At 61.0% G+C, this 11,655-nt stretch carries 14 protein-coding genes and 2 pseudogenes; 2 read left to right on the forward strand and 14 right to left on the reverse strand.

The genetic code is table 11. The annotated features are described in order from the left end of the window. Positions 1 to 11: 11 nt before the first annotated feature. The 5 genes from VOI29_RS17435 to VOI29_RS17455 form a co-directional block, all read right to left on the reverse strand. A complete protein-coding gene (locus VOI29_RS17435) occupies positions 12 to 1,181 on the reverse strand; it encodes an acyl CoA:acetate/3-ketoacid CoA transferase (RefSeq protein ID WP_323781490.1) in 1,170 nt (389 codons plus the stop codon). Positions 1,182 to 1,415: 234 nt separating this feature from the next. Further along, positions 1,416 to 3,530 (reverse strand): peroxidase family protein, encoded by a 2,115-nt coding sequence (locus tag VOI29_RS17440; RefSeq protein ID WP_323781492.1) that lies wholly within the window; start codon positions 3,528 to 3,530, stop codon positions 1,416 to 1,418. Between the two features lie 201 nt (positions 3,531 to 3,731). Next, positions 3,732 to 4,631 (reverse strand): ATP-binding protein, encoded by a 900-nt coding sequence (locus tag VOI29_RS17445; RefSeq protein ID WP_416361559.1) that lies wholly within the window; start codon positions 4,629 to 4,631, stop codon positions 3,732 to 3,734. Further along, positions 4,628 to 4,903 carry a hypothetical protein gene (locus tag VOI29_RS17450; protein ID WP_323781498.1) on the reverse strand — a complete coding sequence of 92 codons (276 nt, stop codon included), beginning with the start codon at positions 4,901 to 4,903 and terminating at the stop codon, positions 4,628 to 4,630. Before VOI29_RS17450 ends, VOI29_RS17445 begins: the two co-directional genes overlap by 4 nt. Positions 4,904 to 4,928: 25 nt before the next feature. Continuing rightward, positions 4,929 to 5,381 carry a cytochrome-c peroxidase gene (locus VOI29_RS17455; protein ID WP_323781501.1) on the reverse strand — a complete coding sequence of 151 codons (453 nt, stop codon included), beginning with the start codon at positions 5,379 to 5,381 and terminating at the stop codon, positions 4,929 to 4,931. A 210-nt stretch (positions 5,382 to 5,591) separates the two neighbouring features. Here VOI29_RS17455 and VOI29_RS17460 point away from each other — a divergent pair. Then, positions 5,592 to 6,057: pseudogene (locus VOI29_RS17460) on the forward strand (Crp/Fnr family transcriptional regulator); the annotation flags it as partial. A gap of 201 nt (positions 6,058 to 6,258) precedes the next feature. Here the strand turns inward: VOI29_RS17460 and VOI29_RS17465 are convergent. The 4 genes from VOI29_RS17465 to VOI29_RS17480 all read right to left on the reverse strand — a co-directional run bounded on the left by VOI29_RS17465 (position 6,259) and on the right by VOI29_RS17480 (position 7,536). Beyond that, positions 6,259 to 6,459 carry a hypothetical protein gene (locus VOI29_RS17465; protein ID WP_323781503.1) on the reverse strand — a complete coding sequence of 67 codons (201 nt, stop codon included), beginning with the start codon at positions 6,457 to 6,459 and terminating at the stop codon, positions 6,259 to 6,261. A gap of 110 nt (positions 6,460 to 6,569) precedes the next feature. After that, complete coding sequence (locus tag VOI29_RS17470; protein ID WP_323781506.1) at positions 6,570 to 6,800, reverse strand: DUF982 domain-containing protein; 231 nt, start codon at positions 6,798 to 6,800, stop codon at positions 6,570 to 6,572. A gap of 142 nt (positions 6,801 to 6,942) precedes the next feature. Next, positions 6,943 to 7,149, reverse strand: a complete 207-nt coding sequence (locus VOI29_RS17475) for a cold-shock protein (protein ID WP_024091071.1) — start codon at positions 7,147 to 7,149, stop codon at positions 6,943 to 6,945. 78 nt (positions 7,150 to 7,227) lie between these two features. Then, entirely contained in the window at positions 7,228 to 7,536 is a 309-nt protein-coding gene (locus VOI29_RS17480) for a DUF1858 domain-containing protein (RefSeq protein ID WP_323781509.1), read from the reverse strand. A gap of 365 nt (positions 7,537 to 7,901) precedes the next feature. On the opposite strand from VOI29_RS17480, the pseudogene VOI29_RS17490 reads away from it, so the two are divergent. Further along, positions 7,902 to 8,045 (forward strand): annotated as a pseudogene (locus tag VOI29_RS17490) (AAA family ATPase); the annotation flags it as partial. Positions 8,046 to 8,212: 167 nt separating this feature from the next. Here the strand turns inward: VOI29_RS17490 and VOI29_RS17495 are convergent. The 5 genes from VOI29_RS17495 to VOI29_RS17515 form a co-directional block, all read right to left on the reverse strand. Then, entirely contained in the window at positions 8,213 to 8,461 is a 249-nt protein-coding gene (locus VOI29_RS17495; RefSeq protein ID WP_323781512.1) for an EF-hand domain-containing protein, read from the reverse strand. A gap of 400 nt (positions 8,462 to 8,861) precedes the next feature. Further along, positions 8,862 to 10,004 carry a M56 family metallopeptidase gene (locus tag VOI29_RS17500; protein ID WP_323781515.1) on the reverse strand — a complete coding sequence of 381 codons (1,143 nt, stop codon included), beginning with the start codon at positions 10,002 to 10,004 and terminating at the stop codon, positions 8,862 to 8,864. After that, the gene (locus VOI29_RS17505) at positions 9,994 to 10,410 is read right to left on the reverse strand and encodes a BlaI/MecI/CopY family transcriptional regulator (protein ID WP_323781518.1); all 417 of its coding nucleotides are present in this window, start codon (positions 10,408 to 10,410) and stop codon (positions 9,994 to 9,996) included. Before VOI29_RS17505 ends, VOI29_RS17500 begins: the two co-directional genes overlap by 11 nt. Before the next feature lie 246 nt (positions 10,411 to 10,656). After that, positions 10,657 to 10,935: a DUF2160 domain-containing protein gene (locus tag VOI29_RS17510; RefSeq protein WP_323781521.1), complete on the reverse strand. Its 279-nt coding sequence runs from the start codon at positions 10,933 to 10,935 to the stop codon at positions 10,657 to 10,659. Continuing rightward, a partial coding sequence (locus VOI29_RS17515) for a carbohydrate ABC transporter permease (protein WP_323781524.1) occupies positions 10,935 to 11,655 on the reverse strand: 721 nt, incomplete at its 5' end. The genes VOI29_RS17510 and VOI29_RS17515, both read right to left, overlap by 1 nt.

Raw genomic sequence — 11,655 nt, forward strand, 5'->3', positions numbered from 1 at the left:
ATAAAGCCGCCTCAGCCGTTCAGGCGGCCCCCGAAACGGGAGGCGTTGACGCTGCCTTCGGCATCGCATTCAGCCATGCCGAGGCAGGTAAGGTCGAGGCCGCCGCCATCGTAGAAATCGAACATCTGGTTCTGGTCGATGATGGCGTCGGCATTGGCTGAGGAGCCGAAGCTGGAGCCGCCTGCCAGCACGCCGCCGACCGCGCCGGCCTCGGTGGTGAGGGTGATGTAGGGGGTGGCCTTCTCCTCGTTCGCCACCGCGGCGACGCCGTCGGGGGCGCCGACGCCGAGGTTGACGGCCCCGTTGGGCGGCAGTTCAAAAGCGGCGCGGCGGGCGATGATCTTGCGCTGGTCCAGCGGCATTTTGGCGATGCCTTCGACCGGCACCCGGATTTCACCGGACAGGGCAGGGTTATGCTGCACGCCATAGTTCATCCGGTGCATGTCCGGGTCATCGGCGAGGCAGACGCAGTCCACCAGCAGGCCGGGGATCTTCACGTCCTTGGGTTTGATCGAACCGTCCTCGACGATACGCTCCACCTGGGCAATGACGATGCCGCCATTGTTGTGCGCGGCCATCGCCTGCGCCAGGCAATCCAGGGTCAGCGCCTCGCGCTCCATGCTGATATTGCCGGAACGGTCGGCGCTGGTGCCGCGGATAAAGGCGACGTCGATCTTGGTGGCTTTGTAGAACAGCCAATCTTCGCCATCGACTTCGACATGTTTGACAATGTCTTCCTCAGTCACACTGTTGACCTTGCCGCCGCCATGGCGCGGGTCGACATAGGTATGCAGGCCGACTTTGGAGAAAAGCCCCGGCTGGCCCGCGGCGCAGGCGCGGTAAAGCTGCGAAATTACCCCCTGCGGCAGGTTGTAGCCGCAGATCTTGTTCTCCTGCGCGGCCTGAGCAACCTTGGGCATCCGGCCGAAATTACCGGCAATCACCCGGCGCAACAGCCCATCGTGGTGCAGCCGCCCGGTGCCCAGCCCCTTGCTGTCGCCGGCGCCTGCGCACATGATCAGGGTCAGATCGCGGGGCGCGCCTTCATTTACAAACCGCTTTTCCAGGGCCGCGTGCAGCATTTCGGGGATGCAGCTTTGCACAAACCCGGTTGTGGTCACGACATCCCCGTCCCGGATCAGTGCCATGGCTTGTTCGGTGGTGGTGGTTTTGTCTTTCATGGCGGCGCGTCCTCCCCGATGCCTGTCGCCTTCCGCCGGGGCATTGCGGCCTTGCGGAAACTGATTGGCCATTCTAGGCGCAGGCTAAACGGCGCCTGTCCTTTGATTGCGTCAGCCGATGGGGGACATACGACATCCGGTCCACCGGCATGCGGGGAAGTTTCCGATTGGCGGCCGGCCGTTGCCGATGCGGCGGGGCTCGTTCAGGTTGCCGGCGCGTCAGGCCGGTTGTGGTCAGAACAGGCTGTCGCCGGCTTGAAACCAGTCGCCGATGCAGATGTCCTCCAGCAGCAGGGACCAGTTTGCACCATCTGAAATTTTCATTCCGGCTTCCGAGTCCTCGATAAACAAGGTGCGGCGCATCGGCCCGGTTACCTTGATTTCGTCCTGGCCGAGTTCAAAATCCGTGATGGTATCATTACCGTGGTGCCGGGTCCGGAACAGAAAACAGTCGCCGCCGGCGCCGCCAGTCAGCAGATCATTTCCGGATCCGCCAGTCAAAGTGTCAGCATGCAAGCCGCCGTCAAGCGTGTCGTTGCCTTTGTTGCCGGACAGTTCGTCCATGCCGCGTCCGCCTGACAGCTCGTCCATGCCGCGTCCGCCTGACAGCTCGTCGTTGTCCCGCCTTCCCGCAAGATGATCCTTGCCGGTGCCGCCAAACATAAAATCCTCCCCGGATCCGCCATTCAAATAGTCCCGGCCAGCGCCGCCATTCAAGCAATCATCACCTCTGTTTCCAGACAGGCTGTCCTTGCCGCCCCCCCCCTGAAGGTCATCGCCGCCTGCTTGGCCGGCCAGGCTGTCTGCACCTTCTCGGCCGAACAGGAAATCGCGTCCGGCACTGCCTTCAAGGGTGTCGTCGCCACTGGTGCCGGCAGCTCTGTCCATCGCTGTGAATATGTCTTTTTGAACGGCGCTGATATTGGTGTTGCGTAAAATGATATCCGACAGGTTTGTTTGCCATAGCGCCTTCAATTCGCTGGCAGGAATGCCTTCGCGCCCTTCGCTCCAAAAGGGATCTCCGTCGCGCAGGCGGGTGAACTGGTCCACCATCACCGTGGTAAAGGTTTCCCCAAGCAACCCGCCGCCGGACGGGTCTTCTGCCAGCCCGCCAGCCCAGGCATCGACCTGATCGGGCTCGCCGTATGCCTCCTCCAGCTTGGCCGCCAGACCGGTATCCTGCGTGATATCGCTAAAGTTATCTGCCCGGCCAAGGCCAAGCGCTTCCCTCAGGCCGTTATAACTTGCGACACCCAGGTCGCGCCCGCGTTGAATGTTCAGTGCCGCCAGATCAAGCCCGCCCGCGCCAGGCGGGCCGAACAGAAACGAGCGCACATCCTCGACCACCATTGTGTCTATTGCCTCGGACGCCTGGGCAGCTGCGCCGCGCATGATGTTTTCGATCATATCCGGTTCCTGCAGCAGATGCGGCTGAAAGAACGCATCCCGCAGCGCCAGCGGGCTTGCAACGCTTCCGTCAGCGCCAACCATCTGCAGGTTCGCCGGCAACAGCGTATGCCCCAGACGGAACACGGCAGTCGAAAACTCGATTGCAATGCCTGGGTTCACGGCCGGGTCATAGCCCTGATAGGCCCCCAGCGCGTCCTGGCCGATCAGGATAGGGAGAAACTCCTTGAAGGTGACACTTTGAACCAGTGCTTCGACCCTGGCGCGGGCTGCCTCAAACAGCTGGTCGTCGGTCAGATCAGGATCCCTTGCAGCCAGTTCCCCGACCATTCGATTGTGCTCCCGCGTGAAAATCGTGTGCATCGAGGACAGCGCCACATTTTCTGCAGCGCGGACGTCCCCGGTCAGGAAGCCATCGCCATCCCGGTTCAGATACCCGTTCTTGGTCATCCGCAGCCTGCCGCCTTCGTCCCGCATTGCGGCAGCCGTTTCCACCGTCGAGCCATAGATCATGGAAGCGTCGATAAATGCGGTGATCTCATTAAGGTACTCACCGTCTTGCGGTGCCACGCGGGTAAAGGGGATGATTGCCTCACCGGTGCCGAAAGGATCGAAAAAGGGATCTCCCGACGGGACTTCGATATCTGCGGCGGTCTCGCTTTCTGCCCCGGTCAGCGATAGGTCATGGTCCAGAAACTGCCCCCAGATCCACAGGAAATCCGACGCGCCGGCAGCATTTACGGTGCCGCCATCTTGCGCAGAAAGGATGTTGGAAATCTCACGCGGGTTGGGCCGGTCGGCCCCGGACATGCCACCATCAGAGGTCAGGCCGCTAGGTGCCAAATGCAACAACCCGGTACCGGTTGCCCCCCAGTCTGGATTATCGGAATGTGTGGCATAGCCATCAGCGGGACGCGCGGCCCCGATCTGTAAATTGGACATGTGATCCCCCAATCACTCATTAACTTTCACCAAAAGTGCCATTGTGCGCGGCTCGCTGTCCCTGTGCGAGCGGCGCCGGCAAACGCCTGCCCGATCCCGGAAATGCAACCAAGCCGGGACTCAGGCAGACCGTCATTGTATCACGGTTTCGTGTGTTTTTGTGCAGTTTCGTGAGCATTGAGGCTGGTCAGCCCCAGTGCATCACAGCTGAAGCAAAAGGCCGGGCAGCACCGCGGCGGCAGCCGGGGTGGCGGCGGCGTTCACGACCTCCTGCAGCGTTTGCAAAAGCAGTTTGTTGCGGGCGGGCTTCATCAGCACACGCAGGGTCTTACACTCCTTCAGTGCTTCATATTCAGCCAGCATCTGGCCGCCGGTGCAGAAAACAATCGGCAGGTCCCTGCACCCCGGCAAGCTTTGCAAATTCTGACACAGGCTTCTGGCTTGCTCCAACGGCAGGCTGGTTTCGACCAGCACCAGATCCGGCTGCCGCTGCTCCGCAGCCATTGCGGCCACCTTTTCCAAAAGACCGTCGATGCTCTGAAGCGCGATTGTGCCTGCCCCCCAGAGAGCCAGTTGGCGCAATCGCGCGTCACGGGCAAATGCCAGGTCCGCAGCAACAGCCACCAGTTTGCCTGCAAGCGGCGAGGCAAGGGGCGGCACCGGAGCGGCGACCGGCAGCGTCAGGCAGACAGTGAAGCAGGACCCTTTGCCAGCCTCCGAACTCAGATCGATCCGCCCGCCCATGGCCTGCGCCAGGTGCGACGAAATGGCCAGGCCCAGACCGGTCCCCTCAAACCGCCGGGCAGTGGTGCTTTCGACCTGCTCGAAGGCATGAAAGATTTGGCCGATGCTGTCCTCGGGGATACCGACACCGGTATCGCGCACATCAATGCACAGGGGAATAGCATGGTTGGCGTCGTAATTGAGAGTGATACTGATAAAGCCTTCCAAAGTGAACTTTACTGCGTTGCCCACCAGGTTCATCAGGATCTGCCGCACCCGGCCGCTGTCTCCGATGAAGACCGCCGGCGTGTTTTCCGGGATGTCGATACCGATCTCCAGCCCCTTGGCGGTCGCGCCAGCAAAGCGCTGAGATCTCAGTTGATTTCCTTGAGATGCGCTTGAAACTGGCTGGCCACTTCTTCCTGCGGGATCAGCCGCGTCATCGCCAGAACATCTTGCGCATAAACTTCGGCGGTAATGATGCCAGTGCTGACACCGCTGGCGCGGCGGATCACCTCAAGCGAGGTTTTCAGAACCCGGTCTTTCCGGCTGGATGCATACATCGCCATCCCGCCGATCAGGAGTGCGGCGAGCAGCGCTGCAACCGCAATCACCAGAACCGGCAGCACGGTGGAGCGTTTGATATTCATCGGCGGGGAGCCTCAGCCATGCGCATCAGTTTGCGGGCAAAATAGGGGATGGCACATTGGTTTCCATATCCGTCAGCGTTTGCAGAAAGGCAATCAGGTTGGTAATTTCCTCTTCGGTGACCGCAAAACCTTTGATACCCGGCGTCCGGGCCGCCTTGGCCGCGCCGCGGCCGGCATAATGGCGGACCACGTCCCGCAAGGAGGGGAGCGAGCTGTCGTGCATGTACGGCGCCCGCACCGTCATGTTGCGCAGCCCGGGGGTCTTGAAGCGGTAGTTCCGCTCCGGATCCGGCGGGGTCAGGCCGCCGCCTGGGTCGGTTGTTTGCATCCCGAAGTCATACAGCTGGTTGTCCGTGAACATCCAGCCGGAATGACAGGACTGGCAATTCGCCCGCCCGTTAAACAGCGCAAAGCCGCGTTTGGCCGCCTCAGATAGTGCCGTTGAATCTCCCCTTGCCCGGCGGTCAAAACCGGCCACGCCGCTGACAATCGTGCGCGGATAGATGGCGAGTGCGGTCAGGATGGTCTTCTTGCGGATCCCACGCCCAGGGAACAGGCGCTCGAATCAGGTTTTGTATTCGTTCACCGCAGTCAGGCGGGCTTTGACGCCAGGGTGACGGCATCGAAATTTCCGAACGGAACCGGCATTTTCGCCGCGCCGTAACCAAAGATCATCTCGTGGATATGCCAGCTGTTCGGCATCGCACCGGCGCTGAACCGCGACACCTATCCTGCCGCCGCGGTGGCGGCATCGGAATCGCTCGGCCGTCCTGGCCGGAGCGGCTGTGGCCGGAGTTCACCGCAAAATACGAAGGGTTCGCCACTGAGAGCTTCAGCACTCTGGGCCGGCGCCAGGGGGAGATGCAGACCCGGATCACCGAATTGGCCACCCAAGCCCTGGAGCAGCGGGTGGCAGCAGCGCTGCTCAGAATGGTGACCCAATCGGGACGCAAGGTGGAGGAAGGGATCGAGATCGCCTTCCCCGTGACCCGCCGCAATATATCCGAGATCACCGGCACCACGCTGCATACGGTGAGCCGCCTGTTGTCAGCCTGGGAGAAAAACGGCATCGTGCAGTCCGCCCGAAAGCATATCCTGGTCACCGACCGCACCGGCTGGTGATACTGAGCGGCGCGCAGGGGGAGGGCGGCTGAAAGACCGGGAGGTGGCCTGCTGGCTGCCCTGAAAACTTCAAAAACAGGCGGTCGGAAAGCCGAGAGGGCCTGGTGTCCTGGTCGTGCAGGCAATCTTGGCACAGAGCAGCTGTAAAGGCCATTTACTGCAATTGCCGCCAGGGGCTGGCTTGCGGCTGGCTATGCCCGGTGATCAGTTGACATGAGCCTTCTCGCCCAAAGTCATTTCTGCAGCGGGTCTTTGGGGGGCTGACTGCCGTGCTCATATTGAAGCCGGGTCCGTTTCAGGCGTTCAATTTTGCTGCGCCGAAGTTCGTTTTCGTCGTCCAGGATTTCCCGCGCTGCACGCGTGGTCTTTTCGATCGCTGTTTCCTTGCGGGGCAGACCGGCCAGGCCCAATCCCTCGATATTAAGCTTGGTCATCTTGTCACTCCTAGTGGGTTGGTTCGGGGGAAGGGATAACGAGCGGGCGAAAGTTCAGTTCAGATTTTCTCTCTGGTGCGGCAGGGGGCCGGTGAGTGAGGCGCGATGATCTAAGCGGAGGCGGCGGAGTCCGTTTGATACCCAGCGGTGTCAACTGCAGAGAGAAAAGCTGCGCGGGCGGTGCCGACGGGAGCGAGACAGTCCATGACGGCGTCGATTTTCTCAATCGCTATGTTTCTGTTGTGATCAGAAACCGGCCAGGCTCGCTGCAACCAGAAGTGGGCTTGTTCAATAGTTGTGATTTTTCGTGTCCGGCCTTCCGAGGGCAGGAAAATAGACATGGGAGTACCCCAAGAGATTTCTATCAAGATTGTTCTTTCGGTAGTTTTGGGATGAAACCGCATCTGAGGGTCAACAATGACAGATACGGTAGCGAGGGCATTTCAAGAATGCTCCCGCCAATCGTTTCAAGCCTGTAAAGGCTTACGCAAGTGCAAGATTGCTGGCGGACTCACGTCCGTCGCGGCCGCTCTCGATGTCGAAAGTTACGGCTTGGCCATCGTCAAGCTGGTGGATGCCAGCGCGTTCCAAAGCGGAAATGTGGACAAAAATGTCCCGCGAACCCTGCTCGGGAGCGATGAAACCAAAACCTTTTTGAGAGTTGAACCATTTCACGGTGCCATTAGCCATCGTGTCGTCTCCTTGAAAAATGCCATCCGCAACACGCGATAGCCCGGCCCAGTGTCGACATAGGAACAACTGGGGCCGTTAGGAAACAGAAGGTCTAGGAAGAAGCTTTGCTGAACTGAGATGGTGTAGGCGATCCATGATTGCAAGAGACCAGCCGCGATATCTTTCAAATAGTTTTATGACCCCCCTTAATCCTCGCAGCTGCTCCCGGAACACCATCTCCTCCAGCCCGTATTCGTTGCAGGCGTCGATCAAGGTGTGAAAGGGGGCGATCGGGCAGCCGGGGCAGAGCATCCGGCGGCGCATGAACGCGGCCGCACAGGCGGGCCAGTGGTGAAACAGCTCTGACAGGGGCAGGTCCGGGTTGTCGAAATAGGGGCGTCGCATGGCGGATCCTCCTTTTCCTGCATCTTGCGTGCAGCAACGCGCGTGGTCTTTGCGCTTCGACAACATCTCTTGCACGGCGCGGGCTTAGGCAGACCTCATCCGCAAGTGTAAGCAGGAGCGCGATATGTCAGAGATACTTACCAAGTCGCGGGCCAGGAACGTGTTCTACGGGGTTCCTTGTTCTTCGTCGTCGTGTTCGTGGCCATGTGCAGGACCAGCTGGAATTGTTCTGCCTGATGCGCCTTGGCTCTGGTGTGGTGGTTGTCCTGGGCGCGCTGCTGTTCATCTACGCAACCGTCGCGGTCCGCCGCGAAGTCATCAAACCCGGCCCCGTGGCAGTACCGGAAGAGTAAGCCGTGAATGCGATGAATATGCCATCCGTTCCCAACTACCAACCCGCAGGCGATGCATGCACCGTCTTCGAGATGGCCCAAGCCAACGGTCTGTCCCTTCTTCTGAAGGGCCCCACTGGCTGCGGGAGGACGTGGTTCGTGGAGCATGTGGCCGCCTGGTCTGCCGCTGTACACTGTCGCTCACCAGGGGGGCGGTCTGCCTATGGGATGTTATCAGACGTAAAAGGCCCCGCAACGCGGGGCCGTGGCACCCTTTAACAGTGGCAGGGACACAATACGGCAAGGCGGCCCGGTTCCGGGGGGAGAGCCGCCTTGCCGCGGGTTCAGCTGGCCGCAGCCAGCAGGCCGGCATCCGCCGCTGCCTTCACTTCGGCCAGATCAGCCTCGCCATCGGCATTGGCGTCGATGGTGGCAAAGGTTTCTGCAGTCAGATCAGGGAAGGCCGCCTGCAGCTCCTCCAGCGAATAGCTGCCGTTACCGTCCGCATCGGCCTCGGTGATGGATTCCATTGCGGCCAGAGGCGCAGCGGTCAGTGCAGATCGGAAGAGCGCAGTCAGTGCGAATTTTTTCATGTGAGACACTCCATACTTTTGGGTTCGTTACCAGCGGCCACGGTGTTCCGTGTGCCGTGGCATAGAGCTAGGCCGCCGCAGGGCCGGGTTCTATCCCGTTGTACAGTCGCCGCAATTTCCGGCGCCGGGTTGCCTGAACAGGGCTGTCTCCTAGGCGCTTTGCTGCTCTGGATTTTTCCTGATCCTTTCTCCGCTCAAGCCCAGGGGCCGGTCGTGCAGGAATCTGCCTGAGCCGGCTTTGATGCCTGACCGCCCCCTGAAACCTTTGTACGAAAGGCTGCTGTTCCCTGCCTGGGAAGGGGCAGCAATCATCCATTGCCGGGCGCTGATCAACGGACCGGCGGTGCATCTTTTGAAAGATTGGAACGGCCGTACCCGGCCGGCACCTGGAATTGGCTGCCTACTGCGAGGGGACGGCAAAGCCGCCGTTCAGCGCGCTGATGGCAAGCGTCGGCGAGGTGCTGCGGCTGGCCATGCGTTCCAGGTTGACGATGGTCGACAGCATGATGCGGTCATGGCTCCAGTCGCTGGGCCGCTGCAGCAGCATGGCCGTGCCCAGCACCACCCCGGCCATCGCCAGGGAGACCACGCCCCAGCCCAGGGAGTTCTGCCCTTGCGGCTGGCGGGCTGTCACCGCGATGATGCGACGCTGCAAGGAGGCGCCGCGGCGGGTTTCCCGGCGGTCGACCAGTGCTACTGCCGGGCTGCGGCGGGTGAACAGAGCGGGCCCGCGGGCGGCATGGGCACAGGCGCGGATCAGGCATTCGCAATAGGCGCGCACATCGACCCGGGGCCGTGCCATCAAGGCCTGATCGCAGGCAAATTCGCGCAGCAGCCGCACTTCACGCCGCCACAGGTAAAAGGCGGGATTCCAGAACAGCAGCGGACGCAGCATTTCCAGAAAAAACTCGCATTCAATGTCGCGCTGGCGGAAATGCTGCAGCTCATGCGCAATGGTCAGGCGCAGGTCGCGCGGGTCGTTCAGCAGGGCGGCGGGCAGCACCACGTAGCGACGGCGGAGCCCGCGGGTGGAATAGGCAACGCGCACTGTGTCGGAAACCATCAGTTGCACCCGGCCAACCCGTTTCCAAGTGAACGCGGCCGCCAGGTTCTGGTGCAGGCGGAAGACGGAGATTGCCACATGGGCCAGGCAAATCAGCATCCCGGCAGCAAAAGCTGCGGACAGGGCCTGGGCCCAAAGCGGCTGCAAACTGGTGAGGCTGCGCACGGCATCCACGCGCAGGCCCAGAAGCGTCTCAAACCTGCTGGCGCTCATGCTGACATTGCCTTGCAAATACTGCGAGACCAGCATGTCGGAGAAATTCGGCGGATGGGGAGTGACGAAATGCGTAAAGGCGATGATCAGTACGGGCGTCACCGCCAGCAGGACCGTCATCCCGTTCAACAGCCGCAATTGCGGGCGGTAGGCGCGGCCGAGCTTGCTGCGGGCCAGCAGTTTGCGGGCAGCGAGCCACAGGGCAGTGCCGGCCAGCAGCAGGATATTCAGGTCAATATAGGCATTCAGCAGAGCATCAGTTGGCATTGTCCCCCAGCCTTTCCTCCAAGAGCGCCCGCATCTCCTCGAGCATCTCGTCGGTCACATCCTCATCATCGACCAGCCGCGCCACCAGGGCGGCGGGCGCGCCGTTGAAAAGCTTGCTCGAAAGGTTTTTCAGAGATGTTTTCTGATACTCTGCCTTGGGAACGGCGGGGCGGTAGACCAGAGAGCGGTCTTTGCGCTCGCTAGTAAGGAAGCCCTTTTGCTCCATGATCTTTAGAACCGTGGCCACCGAGGTATAGGCGCGTTTCTGCGCCTTGTTCAGCTCGGCCAGGATCTGCCGCACGGTGCCGCCGCCGATGTCCCAGACGACGGTCATGAATTCCAGCTCCACTTCGGTCAGCAGGGGATTGTCGTGTTTCTTGCGCATCGCCTCGGCTGTCCGGTTCATTTCATCGTTCCAGTCATGCTAGGGGAAGGGGGCTCCCGTGAAAACTATTTTTTTAGAAGATGCGCCGCGGCGGTAGCAGCGTTGCCAAATCGTGCGCTGCCGTGCGCTTGTTCAGCGGGGTGAAAAGTAACGCGCCAGTCTTTTGGGACGGCGTCTGGCGCAATTGTTCTGGCTTCCGCTGAGAGGGCCTTGAAAGGCAGGTTCGCCTTCAAGGCCCGTCCAGGTTGTGTTTGAGGCTTGCGAGCGTCAGACTTTCCAGAAGCAGAAGACACCCCAGGCAATTGCCATCGCCAGCGGCCACCACAGCGGCATCCCCACCAGCCCCAGCCAGGCCAGGAAGATGTAGGACGTGCCAAGCAAGCTGATGAACAGCCGGTCGCCGCGGGTTGTTGTCAGCCCCAGCACCCCCTTGCGCGCATTGCCGCCGGGGTGGCGGATCTCAACCGCGACCAAAATGCCGATGGCGGTGAAGATGCCGATAAAGACCAATGCTGTGGGCCAGGTCCAGGCCATCCATGAAAGCATCACACCCTCCCCATCGCGAAACCCTTCGCGATGTAGTTGCGGACAAACCAGATCACGATGGCCCCCGGAATGATTGTCAGCGTGCCCGCGGCTGCCAGAAGCCCCAGCTCATAGCCCGCAGAAGACGCGGTCTTGGTCATGGTGGCGGCAATCGGCTTGGCGGCAACGGCGGTCAGGGTCTTGGCCAGCAACAGTTCGACCCAGGAGAACATGAAGCAGAAGAAGGCGGCAACGCCGACGCCTGCCTTGATCGACGGGATAAAGATCGTGGCAAAGAAACGCGGGAAGGAATAGCCGTCGACAAAGGCGGTCTCGTCCAGTTCCTTGGGCACGCCGCCCATGAAGCCCTCCAGGATCCAGACCGCCAACGGGATGTTGAACAGGCAATGGGCCAGCGCAACGGCAAGGTGGGTATCGAACAGTTCCACCGCGGAGTAGAGCTGGAAGAACGGCAGGGCGAACACCGCAGCAGGCGCCATCCGATTGGTCAGCAGCCAGAAGAACAGCTGCTTGTCGCCCAGGAACCGGTAGCGGCTGAAGGCATAGGCCGCGGGCAGCGCAACCGCGATGGAGATCACCGTGTTGATCGACACGTAGAGGATCGAGTTGATGTAGCCCCAGTACCAGCTGGGATCGGTGAAGATGGTCTCGTAATTCTCCAGCGTGAAGGTCTGCGGGAACAAGGAGAAGCCCGACAGGATTTCATTTGTGGTCTTGAAG

Origin of the sequence: Leisingera sp. (genome assembly GCF_034669605.1) — a bacterium.
Classification (GTDB): Bacteria; Pseudomonadota; Alphaproteobacteria; order Rhodobacterales; family Rhodobacteraceae; genus Leisingera.